The organism is Picrophilus oshimae DSM 9789 (assembly GCF_900176435.1).
Lineage (GTDB): Archaea > Thermoplasmatota > Thermoplasmata > Thermoplasmatales > Thermoplasmataceae > Picrophilus > Picrophilus oshimae.
Genome location: NZ_FWYE01000003.1, coordinates 30,135 through 46,213 on the forward strand (window position 1 = coordinate 30,135; position 16,079 = coordinate 46,213).

The following is a 16,079-nucleotide window of genomic DNA, read 5'->3' on the forward strand; positions in this document are numbered from 1 at the left end:
TTTATTCTATATTTTTATCAACAAAGGTTGCAATTGGATCAACTATTGTATAACCATCAGCATCGGAGACCTCCTGAAGTGCCGGTGGATTCTCAAAGTACTGTGGAACTATATCCTTTAATCTTTCAGGGTACGATGGAATTGTTCTGTTCTCAAGGAATATACCTATTGGTATTTTGTCTCCCCATTCCATGGATTTCTCATATGACCTTATGAACTTTGCTTCAAGCTCATCATCGCTGTTAATTACAGGGTCCCAGGATTTGTCATTTTCAAGCTTGTAAACACGCTTCCTGTACCAGTCAAGTGTGTTTACATCATTGTATGTAGGGCATGGCTGCAGCACATCTATAAATGCCGAGCCATTGTGATTTAATGCCTTTTTAATTATTTCAGTTAGCTGTCTTATCTCTGATGAAAATGCCCTGGCAACAAAAGTGTACCCGCTGGTAAGTGCAAGGCCAACAGGATTTATCTTTCCCATAATGTTTGGTCTTGCAAGGCTCTTTGTTTTCTCACCGAACGGCAGTGTCGGCGCTGCCTGACCCTTTGTTAATCCATAGACACCATTGTCAAACATTATTACAACGATGCCGGAATTCCTCCTGCCCTCGGCAACAAAGTGACCTGCACCTATGCCAAGAAGATCGCCATCACCACCTATTGTCAACACCTTTAATTTTGGATTTGATAATTTTACACCAACGGCATAAGGTATTGCCCTGCCATGAAGTGTATGTGCACCTGCAATATTTAAATAATGCGGTGTTTTTCCAGAGCAGCCTATGCCAGAGATCGCAACAACCTCTGTTGGATCTAAATTTAACTCACCAAGCGCGTTTGTCAGTGCCGTTAATATGGCGAAATCGCCACATCCCGGGCACCAATCTATTGTTATATCATTCCTAAAATTATGAGCCATTGTTAAGCACCACCATATATCCATTCTTTTTAATAATATCCTTCGTGGCCTTCAAAATTTCGTCAAGCGTCATGTGCCTGCCGTTGTATTTTAATATATTATTCTCTATTTCTATACCTGTGTTCATTCTTATTACCTTTGCAGCCTGTGCTGTCATGTTGCTCTCCACGTTTATAATAAGCCTTGCCCTGCCGAGAACCTTTTTCACAAATTCAGATGGAAACGGTTCAAACATCTTTATGTAAAGCAGATTGGCATTTATTCCATCCTTCTTTAATTCCTCTATTGCATCAAGTATCGGCCCCTTCTGGCTTCCCCATGTTACATATGTTATATCAGCGTTCTCATCACCGAAAAGGATTGCCTTGTCCTCAAGCGGTATCTCTGCATCTGCGGTTTCAAGTTTTTTCATTCTCTTCTCCATCATTCTGTCCCTTATGAAAGGATCCTCTGTTACATGGCCAAGCTCGTCGTGCTCATCTCCGGTCATCCAGAATATGTTCCTTCCAAAGACGCCCATTGGTGATATGCCATTTGATGTATCAAGCATGTATCTTTTTATTAATTTTTCATTGCTGATCTCGGATTTAATCAATTTGACCCTTTTTGGATCTACTGTCGGTATTAAATCCATTGTGTTTGCAAGGTTTTTATCTATGACGTGTATTACAGGCATCTGGTATCTCTGTGCATAATTTAATGCCTTCATTGCATCGTATATGCATTCCTCAACATCTCCTGAGGAAATGACTATCCTTGGGAATTCACCATGGCCAGTGTTCAGTGCAAACAGGAGATCCGCCTGGCCATTCCTTGTAGGTAAGCCTGTTGATGGACCACCGCGCTGGTAAAATGTAACAACAACCGGTATCTCAGTCATTCCGGCGAATGAAATACCCTCTGCCATTAAAGAAAATCCAGGTCCGGACGTGGCTGTTGCAGATCTTGTACCTGTTAGGGCAGCACCGTTTGCCATGTTAACAGCAGCAAGCTCATCCTCAGTTTGAACAACAACGACGCCTGCACTCTTTAATTTTTCATTTTCCCTTGATAATAATTTTACATCCTCATGAGCCTCAAGCAGCGTGCTCTCGTCGCTTGCAGGTGTTATTGGATAATAGGTCTGAAATCTGAGGCCGCCCATCAGCTTTCCTATTGTAACGGCGTCATTGCCGCTGAGCATTAACCTTGGCTTCCTCTCAAAAACCTCAAGATTATCTATCTTTAGATTTAATGATTTTACATAGTCGTATCCAGATTTTACAACCTTCAGGTTTGTTTCTATAACCTTGTCCTTGCCACGGAATGCGTATCTAATACCATCATCCATATGATCCTCATCAAGGCCCAGCATGGCAACAGTTATTGCCGCTCCAAGTGTGTTATAATAACGTGTTGCCGGACCATCAACACTGTTCTGTGTTATTAATTTTTCAAATGGTATTGAATATATCTCGGCGCCCTTTGATTTTAAATATGCCGAGATTCCCTTCATATCCGGTGTTAGGGATGCCTCCTCAAGTATTGATCTAACCCTGGACATCGTGTCATGGTTCATCATCCTTGCATTCTTTAACTCGAAGGAATCGAATGATGAATCATAGATGACCTTTGTGCCATTGCCAACATTATCCATGTGCTCAAAAACTGTATCCGGGTCAAGTGCAACCATGAAGTCAACTGGATATTTAAGCGATCTTGGCCTTTCCTTCATGATCCTGTAGTGTATATAGCTATGCCTGCCCTTTATATTTGAGTGATATTCCCTGACACCAAAAACATTATAACCAGCAAGTGCAAAGGCCCTGCTTATCATATTTGCCGCGCTGTCTATACCTCCACCCTGCGGGCCGCCAATCAGGAGGTTTATATCTGTTTCTGACATTTTTTATCGGTTAGTATATTTACACCACGTTTTAAATATTTTTCTTAAGGATAAAAGAAAATGATTAAAAATAAAAATATCAAATGACGAATTCTTTATTAAAGATATTATCTCTAAAAAATCAAAAAATGTTTATATATTATAAGGGAATACAGGTAATTCGCTGATAGACGATTAATTATATTATTTCCATTATATATTTATATGTATTTTAGCCATTCCATTATGGGATCATCATCCAGTATCTCAGTCTCGGTCTTACCAAGGCTGCTGTTTGTTTCAAATTTATAGAAGTATATGTCATCATCTATTATCTCGCCGTACATGACGTGCTCCACCTGCTCGCCATCAGGAAAATGCGCCTGTGCCTCAGGTGTATTTGGGAAAAAATGCAGCTCTATATAATCATTTTTTTCATATAATTTAAAGGATGGATTTTCTATTACATATTCCTCAAGCCTGTTTTTATTTATATGCGGTTTCATGATATATAATAATATTAAAAAAGTTATTTAACCTTTTCATTGTTTTAATAGATCCGGTATCTGGTATGGATACTCTGCGACCTTTATACCTGCGGACTCAAATGCCCTTATCTTTGATTCTGCTGTGCCTGCACCCTTCTCTATAATTGCGCCAGCATGGCCCATTCTTTTTCCTGGTGGTGCACTCCTTCCGGTTATATATCCAACAACCTTCTTTTTTACATGCTCCTTTACATAAGATGCCGCGCGCTCCTCCTCGCTGCCACCGATCTCGCCAACCATGACGATCATATCTGTCTCAGGATCCTCATTAAATATCCTCACGACCTCCGTAAATGTTGTGCCAACTATTGGATCGCCGCCAAGACCTATGACGGTGCTCTCACCAAGGCCGGCCTGTGTTATTGCATTTACAATCTCATAGGTTAATGTTCCACTTCTTGATGCAACAGCAACCCTGCCCTTTCTGAATATATTGTTTGGCATTATGCCGATCTTTGATTCGCCAACGACTGTTATTCCAGGACCGTTTGGGCCTATCATGAATATGTTCTTCCTTCTGGCCTGGTTTACAATCTCCATTGTATCCTGGACTGGCACATGTTCCGTTAATATATATATAAATTTTATTCCATGATCTATTGCCTCAAGTGCTGCATCCTTAACAAACGGTGCCGGAACAGATACCATTGTTGCATCAGGCTTTAGATCCATTACCTCATCAATTGTATCATAGACCGGGATATTATTAATTTTTGAGCCACCCCTTCCTGGTGAAACCCCTGCAACGATGTTTGTTCCAAATTTTAGCATCTCGCCGGAATGGAAAGATCCCTGGTGGCCTGTTATTCCCTGTATAATTACCCTTGTATTCCTGTTTATTAATACCATCTATTTTCCCTCCTTTATTTTAACGATGTCTAGTATAGCATCGTTCATGTTTGAAAACGCATTTATGCCGTTATCCTTTAATATTCTTCTTCCCTCATCCTCATGGATTCCGCTTAACCTTACAACTATTGGCTTTGTGATGTTAAATTCCTTTTTTGAGGCAACTATACCATTTGCAACGGTATCTGCCTTTGTAACACCGCCGAAGATGTTAACAAAGATTATGTCCGGATCAGCCTTCATTACAAAGGAAAATGCATCCTTTACTATATCAATGCTGTCTGTTCCACCAAGGTCAAGGAAATTCCTCGGCTTAAGGTTGTGCAGTGTTAACGCATCTAAAGTTGCCATGGTTAGTCCGGCACCATTTGCTATAACGCCAATGTCGCCATCCATCTCAATAAATGTAAAGCTCTTTGACTGGGACTCTATTTCAAGCTCTGTCTTTTCCGGGTCTCTTATGTTTATCTCCTTATGCCTGAAAAGTGCGTTGTCATCAAGGACAATCTTGGAATCAGCTGCTATTATATTTTTATTACCATCTATGACCAGCGGGTTTATCTCAACGAGGAGTGCATCCTCGCCCATAAAGACCCTGTAAAGCCTTTCAAGTATTTCAAGAAAACTCTTTGAAAGATCGGCGTCAAGCTTCATCGAGCTTACTATCTCCCTGCCTATGTATTGTGAATAACCTATTAATGGATCTATTACCCTCTTTACAATCTTATCGTCCGGGACTTCCTCTATATCCATGCCACCCTCCGTGGATGCTATTATTACAGGAGCCCTGTTTGTTCTATCCATTGTTATACTAAGGTAAAGCTCCTTTTTAATATCGAGCTTTTTTTCTATAAGAAGCTTTGTCACAGTCATGCCGTTTATCTTTGAACCAAGGAGCTCTGAGGCATATTTAACAGCATCGCTTTTATTATCGGCAAATTTTATGCCGCCTGCCTTGCCACGCTTTCCTATTAATATCTGCGATTTGATTGCCACAGGGTAGGATACATCCCTTATTTCATCTGTTTTTTCTATTGTGTACCCATCAGGTACCGGTATTCCATAGTTTCTAAATATTTCCTTGCCCATGTATTCATAAAGATTCATAATTTATCCCGTTATAATTAATAAATAATATATAATTCTATTTTAAATCCTAAAATTATCCTTTATAATCACTTAAAAAAGTTATAATAATCAAATGACCTTATCTTGAAAATGAGATTCGCAATAGCATCTGAGGATGATATATTAAATGGAAAAACGGCAGATATATACTTTGAGAGGACAATTGAGGATCTTAAGCTCAATGGTAAGAATCCGGAAGTTTACGCTGAGGTAACGGTTTCATCAACCAAATATAAATATATAAATTTTACAGGTTTAAACGACGTCCTAAACCTCCTCAGGGATAAAAAAATTGATGTTTATGCAATTCCAGAGGGTACATTAATAAAAAACCGCGATGAAAAAGGTGTTCCGGTGCCGTTTTTAATAATACATGGAAGATACCTTGATTTTGCAATATATGAAACAGCACTGCTTGGATTTTTATGCCAGGCCTCCGGGATATCATCGTATTCATCAATGATATATAAAGTACTTGGAGATATACCATTTTATTCATTTGGAATAAGAAGAATGAACCCTGCAATATCACCAATGATTGATAGATCCGCATACATAGGTGGCGCATCTGGAGTCTCAGGTATACTGGGTGCCCGTTTAATTGGCATTAAACCTGTTGGTACGATGCCGCATGCGCTTTCGATAATACTCGGTGATGATGCTGCATGGGAATCCGTTTATAAAAACAGTGACGTAAAGACCATTTTAATAGACACGTTCATGGATGAAAAGTTCGCCGCGATAAAGGCAGCTGAAAAATTTCCGGGCCTTGATTACATAAGACTTGACACACCGGCATCAAGGCGCGGAAACTTTAAAAATATTGTAAGAGAGCTTCGCTGGGAGCTCAATATAAGGGGTTATAACAATATAAAGATCATGGCCTCAGGCGGTCTAAAACTTGAGGATCTTAAGGATCTGGTTGATGCAGGCGTCTCCGCATTTGGTATCGGCACATCAATAGCATCAGCAGAGCCCGTGGACTTCTCACTGGATATTGTAAACGTTGAGGGAACGAATATAACAAAGAGGGGTAAGTTTTCAGGCATCAAGGACGTTTATAAATGCAATGATTGCGGAAATATATACGTTTTACCAATTAACAGCAATGATAGATGTGAATGCGGGGGTGAGCTGAAAAGCATTATGATAAAATACATGGATTCAGGAAATGTAATCTTCAATGATGATATAGAAAGCATAAGATCGAGATCAATAGAGGCAATAAAAAGGCTTGATATTTTATAAGATAATAAAAAGTTTATATTTAAATATTGCATAACATTTTAATATTTAAAATTCAAATAAAACCAGCATCAACGTATATTATTAGAAATATTTATAAATAATACCCGCGCAGGTTTTAGTATAATACTACTCAATAAATATTTATACAACGTAGTTATAATATTGACAATGAATGCCATACTGAAGTTTATACTTCTGGCCCTGCCATACTTTTTTATGGTTCTGGGCGTGGGTATTTATATGCGTGTTAGGCCAGAGCTTTTTGGGATACCGTTCTTTTACTGGTATCAGCTGGTCTGGATCTTTCTTGCTGCAATACTGACATACACGGTCTATGCAATAGAGTCGCACGAAAGGAGGGGCTTAAATGTTCACAGACCTTGATCTGGCACTGTTCTTCATCATAATATTTATAGTTTTGTTCATAGGTTACATAGCATACTTCTGGAGAAAGCCAGATGACATACATAAGCATGGTGAGTGGAGCCTTGGCGGGAGAAGATTCGGCACAGTGGTTGTCTGGTTTTTGCTTGGTGGCGACCTTTACACTGCATACACATTGATAGCAGTTCCTGGTGCCGCTGCAACCCCGGGCATAGGTGGTGGTGCCTTTGCAATGTTCGCAATAACATACGGCATAATGATATATCCTATAGTTTACGGGACAATGCCAAGGCTTTATAATGTATCCAAGAAACGTGGCTACATAACGGCAGCCGATTTTGTTAAGGACAGGTTCTCATCTAGGTTTTTGGCCATGTTAATAGCATTAACCGGTGTACTTGCAGAATTACCATACATAGCATTGCAGATAACAGGCATAAAATACGTTCTGGCATCGCTTTCACTGCCAATATCAATAAGCTTAATCATAGCATTTTTGCTCGTTGCAGGTTTTACATTTGTAAGCGGACTCAGGGGTCCGGCCCTAACAGCAATAATAAAGGACGCCATAATATGGGCTGCAGTTCTTGTAATAATAGTTTACATACCATTGAAGCTGCATGGCTTTGGAAACATATTCTCAAAGGCTGCAACCATAAGCCCAAATCTTCTTGATATATCACCAACAATAGATATAGGCTATGTCTCTCTTGCCCTTGGATCTGCACTTGCACTGTTTTTATATCCACATGCTGTAACAGGAACACTTGGCTCAAAGGATGTTAAGACAATAAAAAGAAATGCGGCTCTTTTACCTTTATACAACGTGCTGTTAATGTTCGTTGCAATTATCGGTATAATGTCTGTTGTTTATTTCAATGCCTATCCAAAGGTAAGCAGCGAGGCGTTACCTCTTTTGGTGCTTCATGTATTCCCATCAACGTTCACCGCGTTTGCATTTGCGGCAATAGTTGTCGGCAGCATAGTGCCTGCATCAATAATGGCCCTTGCATCTGCAAATCTTTTAACCAGGAATTTGTATCTTGAATATATAAATCCAAATGCAACAGAAAAGGCCCAGACAAACCTCTCAAGGGTTCTGGTCGTTGTTGTGATAGTTGCGGCTCTGGCATTTTCACTGGTTCCGGCGGCATCTGGTGAGATAGTCTATTTACAGACAATAGGCGGTGCAATAATAATGCAGACGTTGCCATCTGTTTACCTTGCACTGTTTACAAGAAAACTGAATAAATATCCTGTTGGTTTGGGCTGGCTTGCAGGTCTTGCAACAACAATGATCCTTTTGTTTGATCTGCACTTTAAGACATCACTTTATAAAGGATTCTTCTTTATGTACGTCGGCATAATAGCGCTTTTGATAAACCTTGCCGTTGTTGGCCTTGGTATGCTTATAATGGCCGCAATGCACAGGATAAAGAACGAGGGCATAATCGAGGATCATGAATTTTTAGATGAATAAAATTTATATTTTTTATAAAAGGAAACATCTTAAATAATTATATATTATTAAGTATTAATGATAAAGATCACAATAACCCTAGATAATGATAGTTATCTAAGGGCTGTTGAACCCGACATTGATGAAGAAAATAAAAGGACAAAGGTGTACATTTCAGGAAATAATATAATCATAGAGGCCCTTGATGTTAATGCGGCCAGGGCAGCGATATCCACAATAGCCAGGGTGTTAAATGTGACAAGGAAGATTATGGAGGTGAATGTTTGGTAGAGCCAAATTTAAGTGCATATATACAGAACCAGATAAAGCAGGCACAGGACATAGAGGCACAGATAGAGAGCATAGCCTCTCAGAGGTACCAGCTCGATGTCCTTATAAGGGAGCTTGACAAGACCATAAAGGAATTAAAGTCAATTTCTGAAGGAACACCTGTTTATAAAAGTGTTGGACCAGTTATGTACCTTGTTGAGGATAAAAATAAACTTATAAATGATCTTGAGGAACAGAAGGAACTTAGCCAGATGAGGAGCAAGACCCTAGAAAACCAGCAAAAATCACTTGAACAAAAGTACCGCGAGGTGCAGGAATCATTACAAAAAAAGTATCAGGAAGCCAGCAAGGGTGAAGGTAATTGATAGAGCTTAAGGATGTCCAGGGGTTTAGACCTGATTATGAGATACCAATAAAAAGGGCCGGTATAAAATCATTTAAAAGGCGTGTTAAATTAAATTATAATAACGAGTCATTTGACTCATATGTGGATGTATCAATATCTGTTTCATTGAATCCTGACAGGAAGGGCCTGGACATGTCAAGAACTATTGAATCAGTAAGATCTTCATATAATTTAAATGACGTTGCATACGATATATACAATGATCTATTTTCAAGAATAAATTATTCCAGCAGCGGTTATGTTAATCTTTCATTTGACTTTTATTATAATAACAAGATCTATCCGGTTTCATTAATTGCCGAGGGCGATAAAAATGATGTTAAAAGATATGTTGAGGTCTCCGCCGAGGGTATGACCGTATGCCCATGTGCCATGGAAACAATAAGATCAATAATGCTCTATGACTATAATGTATCATACGGTGATATAGGCATATCACATAACCAGAGAAATAAAGCTTCATTGAAAATTCAGTACATTAAGGATGCGCATCTTGAGAGATTAATAGATATACTTGAGTCATCTTTTTCATATCCTGTAAGGAACATGCTAAAGCGCTATGACGAGGGTAAGATGATAATAGAGGCCCACAAAAGGCCAAAATTTGTTGAGGACGTTGTCAGGGAGATAGCCTACAAGGCAGCCTTTATGGAGCCTGAAATGAACCTTTACATGGATGTAAGATCTGAAAGCTTTGAGAGCATACATCCACACAATGCATACGCGGAAATAGAGGATTACACAGCCAATATAAGGTCATATTTAAAAAATCGTTAACGATTATAAAGCTCGATAATTCTCCTTCTTATATCAGATGAGCTTTTTATCTTCCCATCATATTTTGATATTCTTACGACCCTGGTGTTTAATCCAAGGTCCCTGCATTTTTTTTCTATCTCAGAATCATTAAAGTGCTGATCATAGCCAAGTGTTATTATATCAGGCCTTACCTCGTATACAGTTTTAAAAATATCATCCTCATGGCCGATTATCGCCTCGTCGACCATCCTTAGCTGCGATACCATAAATCTCCTCTGCTCTTCATTGAAAATAAGCTTTTTTCCATGGCTGCCTGCCGTTTTATCCGTGGCTATTATAACTATTAAATAGTCACCAAGCTTTTTTGACTCTGATAAATAATGTATGTGACCCGGATGCAATATATCAAAGACTCCTGTGGCCATGATCTTCATGAAAATGTTATGTCAAACATCTTAATGAGTTTTTAGTTTCAAAAGGCTTTTAATCGATGTATTGATTTATTATTATGATAAGGGAAATAGTAATTGAAAGACCAGATGATTCAAACGTAATTCTTGGTTATTCACATTTTATAAAGACCATAGAGGATTTAAAGGAGATTGTTGTTACAAGTGTACCAAAATGCAGGTTTGGCATAGCATTTTCTGAGGCCTCCGGTGAAAGGCTCATTAGATTTGATGGCAATGACAGGGAACTAACTGATATTGCAGTAAAAAATCTTTTAAATGTAAAGAGCGGGCATACATTTATAATAATCATAAGGGATGCATACCCTATAAACATGCTCAATGCCATCAAGATGTGTCAGGAGGTTGGAACAATATTTGCAGCAACTGCAAATCCTTTAAGCGTTATTGTATACGAAGGCAGCAATGGCAATGGAATCCTTGGCGTTATCGATGGGTACTCACCACTTGGGATAGAGGATGAGGCTGCAAAGGAAAAAAGGAAAAAGCTTTTAAGAGATATTGGCTACAAGTCATAGGGCCCGTAGTGTAATGGATCATCATATAGGCCTCCGGAGCCTATGATCCGGGTTCGAATCCCGGCGGGCTCATTCTTTATTGCGTTTTATTTTTTCTATTTTATTAGAAAATACTACATTTTTAATAAGTTAAATGGTACCTATAATTAGATATTTTTCCAATTTTATTTATATACTCTTGGGATGGTTCTGAACCGGTTTTATAAATATAAAAATAGTTAAATAAAAATAAGGGATTATTTAATTTATAATTTATTTAAGAAAGTCTGTATGCATATAATAGTTTCATTTTTCTTCAATATACTCCGAATATACCTTCCTAGATATATCATTATGCCTAATATTATAATTAATGAAAGAGCATCTGTTCATTTAAAGTCCTTATCAGTAGTGTCTATGACTGATTTGTTTTTACTTTTTTGAGATGGACTTCCCAATACTTGTTCATATATATCATCAAAAGTATATGCTTGTCCATCTTCAAGCTTATTTACAAAAAATACAAAACAATAATTTTTATATTAACATAAATTATATTCTCATAATGGGAAAAAGTCGGATTGTTAGAACTAATGTTTCTGTTATTCTCATTGTTTTGTTAACCGTCTCTGGAATGTTGTCTTTTCCGTTAATTACAGGAGGGCATGCTGCCACAAGCACTGCACCAGCAGTGATAAAAGAGCTTCCACAAACATATGCAGCAGAGAAATCATCTACTAGTATGCAGTCCAATCAGATTAACGTTTTTCAATATAATTCAAAAGAGCCTGCTCCCATGGGTATTGCCGATTACGGCATAGGCTATAATAATGAGTCGTATGAATATAATACAACATCATTTCTTGGCATAGCAAATATCAATTATCTCTGCACATATAATAATTCATTAAGTAATGCATCTAAATTTATGTCTTTTCAGCTTAATATCAACCTGGTTTTCTACGAAGGGGACACTGAATACGTGTACTGGGTGCAGGATGTTGCATTTTTGAATACAAGTTCCGGAAATCATTTGATTTATTTCATCGATAATGTCTGGAACAGCTCAGCTCCAAATGCAAACATGCATAACTCTACAATATCCGGGAATGGAACTGTGGGCAATTCCTCTGGAACATACTTTTATTATGACTATGCATCCTCATCCTTGCCTGGAAATTGCATTGACTTACAATATCCATCTACAATCGAATTCAAGATCGTTTCTGCAATAACAAGCAATGACCAGCCAGAGGTAATATTTATGTACAATGATGGCCACGGCTGGGTCACATACGATAACGTGGTTTTTAAGTTCGTGAATGATCTGACATCTGACTGTGGTTTTGTGGTTAATGGTAACAACTACAATCCGCATGGCGATTATTATGATGCAGCACTTATTTTAGGCGGCCCCGGAGATGGTTCGCAAACAAATGATATATCATCTAATATTCAATTGCAGTTGGAGTACTGGAATGGACATAACTACCAGGAGATATTGAATGCATATAATTATGGTTCTGATACGGCAGAGGGCATATGCAATGTTTCTGATTCAGCTGCTTATTATACATACAATGGAACTCTATTCTCCGAAGTCACTAACGGAACAGGCAGTCTGGGGCAGATATATAACCAGTATGATATAGGTATAATTAATCTAACATCAAATTTAAAATCAGGTTCATTGGTTGTTAATGGGACTTCATATAACTTTGTAAATTGTGATGTAAATATTACATTAGCTCCTGGATATTATGATCTACAGCTATATAATTCAGAGGGTGTTTTGGTAGCCCAGGGTGATTTCAATCTAACAGCAGGCGAATATTTACCACTTTCAGCCTCAATTTCATACTATACTGTAAGCTTCACAGAATCTAATCTCCCCTCTAATACAATATGGTATGTTAATCTTTCAAATGGGCAGTCATTTTCCTCTTCAACAAACGTTATATCATTCACAGAACCTGATGGAACATATTCATATACAATAGCAACAACAAATAAAATATATTCACCATCACCATTTTCTGGGTCATTTACAGTAAATGGTAAATCAGTATCTGAATCTGTTATATTCTCATTAGTTAAATACAATATTACATTCACAGAAACAGGTCTTCCATCAGGAACATCATGGATATTAGTTTTTGATAATCACAGTTACACATTAACAAACACATCCTATGTATTCTCATTAACAAATGGAACATATAGTTATTCCGCAACATCTAAAGATTACAAGAATATATCAGGAACTTTTACAGTTTCTGGCAGTAGCAAATCAATTTCATTAACATTTACATTGCAGACATATAATATTACATTCACAGAAACAGGATTACCATCAGGTACATCCTGGACTCTTGATTTTAATGGTAATACACATTCTTTAACTAATACTTCATACACATTCAAACTAACCAATGGAACATATAGTTATTCTGCAACATCTAAAGATTACAAGAATATATCAGGATCAGTAACAGTTAACGGTGCAAGTAAAACAGTTGACCTATCATTCATATTGCAGACATACACAGTAACATTCACAGAAACAGGATTACCATCAGGTACAGCATGGTATGTAATATTAAATAATATAAATGAGTCATCTAATACAAATACAATAATATTCTCAATTCAAAATGGAACATACGCATATAAAATTGGTAATATACCAGGATATTCTGTATCATCTGGTTCTATAGTAGTTAATGGAAACAATATATCAAAAACTATAACATATACAAAAAATGCAGTCTCTGGAATCAACATTGGAGAATATATAATAGCAGGAATTATCATCATCGCAGTAATTGGGGCTATTATTGTATTAATTCGAAAGAGGAAATAATATATTTACTATATAATGCACTTTAAGCTTTGATAGATATACCCAATTAAAATGTTATATCTTATTATTAATTTTTAATTTTGACTATTTGAATAGTTATTATACCTTTAAATTAAATATGGTTCAAGATATAAATTAAAAATTATTATGTTTGTTCCTCCTGCAATAACTTTTTGTGTAAACACCATAAAAGTTTTATGTGGTTTTACATAAACATAACCATCTGGGCATCTGCCATCCTGATTTATTTTATTGGTATCTATCGTGTCGTCAAATTCCCTATCTGGCATTTCCTCAATAACTGGCTCCTCCTCTTCCTTTTTCTCCCTTTCTTCTACTGCACCGTTTGCCTCTGCCATTTTACTAGCCTTTTAACTTCGCCCATATACCTTTATTTTTAACCTGACCAGACAGTCTTTCTAGATGTTTTAAAGATTCTTCAATTGGTGTCAATACCTAATTTATACCTGATTTTCCAAATCTCAATCCGCCATCTATGGTAATATCACCTTTCTGGAACTGGTATATGAATTGTTTGATATTATCTATAACATTCTGCAAAACCTTTTGTGGGTTATGTGCCATAAAGCCATCCATTTCCTTTTTTGCGTCTTCCATTTCCTTTTCAATCTGATCCTTTAATGCCTGTCTTTTCTCGCTTAATTTATAATCTGAAAGCATATCCTCAATCATCTTCTTTATTTCTTCTGCCTGTTCTGATAATAATTTTAAGGTGTTTTTCTGGTCAGATGTAAGTTTAATTTCATGAACCATTATGATGTTCACATTTTCAGGCTTGAGATTGTTATCAAATATCGATTTTACAAGAGAAATAAAAGATTCATTGAAGTTTTTTATTTTCTTCAGAACATCTGGATCCTCAAGGTTGCCGACTTCTTTATCTAATTCCTCTTTGCGTTTATTAATATCGTCAAGTTTGGCTTCAATTTCAATGTATTGGTTCTGCATTCTTCAATTTCAGATTTTAATTTATGTTCCTCATCCTTTGCCCTGCCTATATTTTCAAGAAGAGCCATCTGCTCCTGCCTTAATTTTTCCAGCTTGTTTTCATCAATCTGATTTTGTGAATATTTCATCATTAAATTTGATCATGTCAGTATGTATCTCGTTATCTATTATTTTGAGCCTCTTTATAAGGCTCAAACTCAGATAAATTTTTCTCATTTTTGAACATATATTGTTTCCCTGTTTAATTCACTTAAAGATCCATATCCGGAAAGGGCCATTTCCAAATTAAATTCTGATCTTAACTGATCCATGTATCTTTCAATTCCCGCCTGGCCGGCAACGGCCAGTGCGTATATGTATGGCCTGCCTATAAGAACTGCGGATGCACCAAGGGCAATGGCCTTGAAGGCATCAGCCGCATGCCTTATGCCGCTATCAAATAATATTGTGCCATTTATATCATTTAAAGAAAGTTCATGAAGTGCATCTATTGATGAAATTGCACCATCAACCTGTCTGCCTCCATGATTCGATATAACCACGGCATCTGCATTATAATCAAAGGCCTTTTTCACATCATCAATATGTGTTATACCCTTTATAATTAATGGAAGCCTAGTCCATGACCTTATCTCTGAAAAGTCGTCCCAGGTAAATCCTGGATTCACGTAAATGGAAAGAAACTCCTCTATTGCTGCCTTCATATCCTCCTCCGGACTTTTATCGAGTCTTGCATTGAACTCAGGATCTGTTATATAATTTGCAATTCCATAACCAAGCAAGAACGGCAGGTAGGCATTTTTTAGATCCGTTTCACGCCAGCCAAGCATGGTTGTATCAACAGTCACTATAATTGCACTGTAGCCTGATTTTTCTGCCCTTCTAATCATGCTTTTCATAATATTTTTATCCCTGCCCGGGTAGAGCTGAAACCACCTCTCCGCATTTGGCGCTGCTTTTGCAACATCCTCTATGCTGTATGATGACACAGTACTTAATGCAAAGGGCATTCCAAGATTTTCTGCTGCCTTTGCTATTGCAATATCGCCATCATTATGAATAATTGACGTTACGCCTATCGGCCCAAGTATAAAGGGCGTCTCAAATCTTTTTCCAAAAAGCCTTATTGACATATCTATATTCGAGACATCTCTAAGATACCTTGGCCTTATTCTATACTTTAAAAAAGATCTTTCATTATTTTTTTCGGTATCATTGGAACCGGCGGAACCCTCAAGATATCCCCATGGACCATTATCAAGCTTTTTCATTGCCAGGTCATGCCAGTCATTAATTGATACGGGCATGTCGTTGCCATCAATTTTTAAATATGTTCTCAGCTGGTAATTTAAACCATAATTTGTCATTATATTATAATGCCAGATGATATTAATAATCTTTTAAACCTGAATAAATAAAAAT

The 16,079-nt window shown here is 37.3% G+C and carries 18 protein-coding genes and 1 tRNA gene; 9 read left to right on the top strand and 10 right to left on the bottom strand.

The genetic code is table 11. The annotated features are described in order from the left end of the window. Position 1 precedes the first annotated feature (1 nt). The 5 genes from B8780_RS05565 to sucC all read right to left on the bottom strand — a co-directional run bounded on the left by B8780_RS05565 (position 2) and on the right by sucC (position 5,290). Positions 2 to 922 (bottom strand): 2-oxoacid:ferredoxin oxidoreductase subunit beta, encoded by a 921-nt coding sequence (locus tag B8780_RS05565; protein ID WP_011177800.1) that lies wholly within the window; start codon positions 920 to 922, stop codon positions 2 to 4. Then, positions 912 to 2,807 carry a 2-oxoacid:ferredoxin oxidoreductase subunit alpha gene (locus B8780_RS05570; RefSeq protein ID WP_084272935.1) on the bottom strand — a complete coding sequence of 632 codons (1,896 nt, stop codon included), beginning with the start codon at positions 2,805 to 2,807 and terminating at the stop codon, positions 912 to 914. The genes B8780_RS05565 and B8780_RS05570 overlap by 11 nt, the downstream gene beginning before the upstream one ends. 200 nt (positions 2,808 to 3,007) lie before the next feature. Further along, the gene (locus B8780_RS05575) at positions 3,008 to 3,292 is read right to left on the bottom strand and encodes a hypothetical protein (RefSeq protein WP_084272936.1); all 285 of its coding nucleotides are present in this window, start codon (positions 3,290 to 3,292) and stop codon (positions 3,008 to 3,010) included. A 36-nt stretch (positions 3,293 to 3,328) separates the two neighbouring features. Continuing rightward, positions 3,329 to 4,183 (bottom strand): succinate--CoA ligase subunit alpha, encoded by an 855-nt coding sequence (gene sucD / locus B8780_RS05580; RefSeq protein ID WP_084272937.1) that lies wholly within the window; start codon positions 4,181 to 4,183, stop codon positions 3,329 to 3,331. Further along, complete coding sequence (sucC, locus tag B8780_RS05585; RefSeq protein ID WP_084272938.1) at positions 4,184 to 5,290, bottom strand: ADP-forming succinate--CoA ligase subunit beta; 1,107 nt, start codon at positions 5,288 to 5,290, stop codon at positions 4,184 to 4,186. It abuts the gene before it with no gap. Positions 5,291 to 5,401: 111 nt separating this feature from the next. Here sucC and B8780_RS05590 point away from each other — a divergent pair, with 111 nt between their 5' ends. The 6 genes from B8780_RS05590 to B8780_RS05615 all read left to right on the top strand — a co-directional run bounded on the left by B8780_RS05590 (position 5,402) and on the right by B8780_RS05615 (position 9,876). Beyond that, positions 5,402 to 6,559, top strand: coding sequence for a nicotinate phosphoribosyltransferase (locus B8780_RS05590; RefSeq protein ID WP_084272939.1), 1,158 nt, complete (start codon positions 5,402 to 5,404; stop codon positions 6,557 to 6,559). A gap of 168 nt (positions 6,560 to 6,727) precedes the next feature. Next, positions 6,728 to 6,943, top strand: a complete 216-nt coding sequence (locus B8780_RS05595) for a DUF3311 domain-containing protein (protein ID WP_084272940.1) — start codon at positions 6,728 to 6,730, stop codon at positions 6,941 to 6,943. Continuing rightward, a complete protein-coding gene (locus B8780_RS05600) occupies positions 6,927 to 8,423 on the top strand; it encodes a sodium:solute symporter family protein (RefSeq protein ID WP_084272941.1) in 1,497 nt (498 codons plus the stop codon). Before B8780_RS05595 ends, B8780_RS05600 begins: the two co-directional genes overlap by 17 nt. Before the next feature lie 57 nt (positions 8,424 to 8,480). After that, positions 8,481 to 8,693: a KEOPS complex subunit Pcc1 gene (locus tag B8780_RS05605; RefSeq protein ID WP_084272942.1), complete on the top strand. Its 213-nt coding sequence runs from the start codon at positions 8,481 to 8,483 to the stop codon at positions 8,691 to 8,693. Further along, positions 8,687 to 9,058, top strand: a complete 372-nt coding sequence (locus tag B8780_RS05610; protein WP_011177809.1) for a prefoldin subunit beta — start codon at positions 8,687 to 8,689, stop codon at positions 9,056 to 9,058. The genes B8780_RS05605 and B8780_RS05610 overlap by 7 nt, the downstream gene beginning before the upstream one ends. Then, positions 9,055 to 9,876 (top strand): GTP cyclohydrolase IV, encoded by an 822-nt coding sequence (locus tag B8780_RS05615; protein ID WP_084272943.1) that lies wholly within the window; start codon positions 9,055 to 9,057, stop codon positions 9,874 to 9,876. The genes B8780_RS05610 and B8780_RS05615 overlap by 4 nt, the downstream gene beginning before the upstream one ends. Here B8780_RS05615 and B8780_RS05620 read toward each other — a convergent pair. Then, the gene (locus tag B8780_RS05620) at positions 9,873 to 10,292 is read right to left on the bottom strand and encodes an FAD synthase family protein (RefSeq protein ID WP_084272944.1); all 420 of its coding nucleotides are present in this window, start codon (positions 10,290 to 10,292) and stop codon (positions 9,873 to 9,875) included. The genes B8780_RS05615 and B8780_RS05620 overlap by 4 nt on opposite strands. 74 nt (positions 10,293 to 10,366) lie before the next feature. Here B8780_RS05620 and B8780_RS05625 point away from each other — a divergent pair, with 74 nt between their 5' ends. The 3 genes from B8780_RS05625 to B8780_RS05635 all read left to right on the top strand — a co-directional run bounded on the left by B8780_RS05625 (position 10,367) and on the right by B8780_RS05635 (position 13,688). Beyond that, positions 10,367 to 10,846: an adenosine-specific kinase gene (locus B8780_RS05625; protein ID WP_011177812.1), complete on the top strand. Its 480-nt coding sequence runs from the start codon at positions 10,367 to 10,369 to the stop codon at positions 10,844 to 10,846. Next, a tRNA-Arg gene (locus B8780_RS05630) sits at positions 10,846 to 10,918 on the top strand. Before B8780_RS05625 ends, B8780_RS05630 begins: the two co-directional genes overlap by 1 nt. A gap of 544 nt (positions 10,919 to 11,462) precedes the next feature. After that, on the top strand, positions 11,463 to 13,688 hold the full coding sequence (locus B8780_RS05635; RefSeq protein ID WP_161939681.1) for a thermopsin: 2,226 nt from the start codon (positions 11,463 to 11,465) through the stop codon (positions 13,686 to 13,688). A gap of 107 nt (positions 13,689 to 13,795) precedes the next feature. On the opposite strand, the gene B8780_RS05640 is transcribed toward B8780_RS05635, so the two are convergent. The 4 genes from B8780_RS05640 to B8780_RS05655 all read right to left on the bottom strand — a co-directional run bounded on the left by B8780_RS05640 (position 13,796) and on the right by B8780_RS05655 (position 16,024). Next, positions 13,796 to 14,047, bottom strand: a complete 252-nt coding sequence (locus B8780_RS05640; RefSeq protein WP_084272946.1) for a hypothetical protein — start codon at positions 14,045 to 14,047, stop codon at positions 13,796 to 13,798. 97 nt (positions 14,048 to 14,144) lie between these two features. Next, complete coding sequence (locus B8780_RS08130) at positions 14,145 to 14,657, bottom strand: hypothetical protein (RefSeq protein ID WP_153274223.1); 513 nt, start codon at positions 14,655 to 14,657, stop codon at positions 14,145 to 14,147. Next, positions 14,591 to 14,785 carry a hypothetical protein gene (locus B8780_RS08170; RefSeq protein ID WP_161939682.1) on the bottom strand — a complete coding sequence of 65 codons (195 nt, stop codon included), beginning with the start codon at positions 14,783 to 14,785 and terminating at the stop codon, positions 14,591 to 14,593. The genes B8780_RS08130 and B8780_RS08170 overlap by 67 nt, the downstream gene beginning before the upstream one ends. Positions 14,786 to 14,869: 84 nt before the next feature. Next, complete coding sequence (locus B8780_RS05655) at positions 14,870 to 16,024, bottom strand: alpha-hydroxy-acid oxidizing protein (RefSeq protein WP_084272949.1); 1,155 nt, start codon at positions 16,022 to 16,024, stop codon at positions 14,870 to 14,872. Between the last annotated feature and the right edge of the window lie 55 nt (positions 16,025 to 16,079).

What these genes read in the sequence shown, in the direction of transcription:
- B8780_RS05605 (WP_084272942.1), top strand. Translation starts at nt 8,481, where the DNA reads ATGATAAAGATCACAATAACCCTAGATAATGATAGTTATCTAAGGGCT.
- B8780_RS05565 (WP_011177800.1), bottom strand. Translation starts at nt 922, where the DNA reads ATGGCTCATAATTTTAGGAATGATATAACAATAGATTGGTGCCCGGGA.
- sucD (WP_084272937.1), bottom strand. Translation starts at nt 4,183, where the DNA reads ATGGTATTAATAAACAGGAATACAAGGGTAATTATACAGGGAATAACA.
- B8780_RS05620 (WP_084272944.1), bottom strand. Translation starts at nt 10,292, where the DNA reads ATGAAGATCATGGCCACAGGAGTCTTTGATATATTGCATCCGGGTCAC.
- B8780_RS05640 (WP_084272946.1), bottom strand. Translation starts at nt 14,047, where the DNA reads ATGGCAGAGGCAAACGGTGCAGTAGAAGAAAGGGAGAAAAAGGAAGAG.
- B8780_RS05595 (WP_084272940.1), top strand. Translation starts at nt 6,728, where the DNA reads ATGAATGCCATACTGAAGTTTATACTTCTGGCCCTGCCATACTTTTTT.
- B8780_RS05570 (WP_084272935.1), bottom strand. Translation starts at nt 2,807, where the DNA reads ATGTCAGAAACAGATATAAACCTCCTGATTGGCGGCCCGCAGGGTGGA.
- B8780_RS05590 (WP_084272939.1), top strand. Translation starts at nt 5,402, where the DNA reads ATGAGATTCGCAATAGCATCTGAGGATGATATATTAAATGGAAAAACG.
- B8780_RS05655 (WP_084272949.1), bottom strand. Translation starts at nt 16,024, where the DNA reads ATGACAAATTATGGTTTAAATTACCAGCTGAGAACATATTTAAAAATT.
- B8780_RS08170 (WP_161939682.1), bottom strand. Translation starts at nt 14,785, where the DNA reads ATGAAATATTCACAAAATCAGATTGATGAAAACAAGCTGGAAAAATTA.
- sucC (WP_084272938.1), bottom strand. Translation starts at nt 5,290, where the DNA reads ATGAATCTTTATGAATACATGGGCAAGGAAATATTTAGAAACTATGGA.
- B8780_RS05575 (WP_084272936.1), bottom strand. Translation starts at nt 3,292, where the DNA reads ATGAAACCGCATATAAATAAAAACAGGCTTGAGGAATATGTAATAGAA.
- B8780_RS05625 (WP_011177812.1), top strand. Translation starts at nt 10,367, where the DNA reads ATGATAAGGGAAATAGTAATTGAAAGACCAGATGATTCAAACGTAATT.
- B8780_RS05600 (WP_084272941.1), top strand. Translation starts at nt 6,927, where the DNA reads ATGTTCACAGACCTTGATCTGGCACTGTTCTTCATCATAATATTTATA.
- B8780_RS08130 (WP_153274223.1), bottom strand. Translation starts at nt 14,657, where the DNA reads ATGCAGAACCAATACATTGAAATTGAAGCCAAACTTGACGATATTAAT.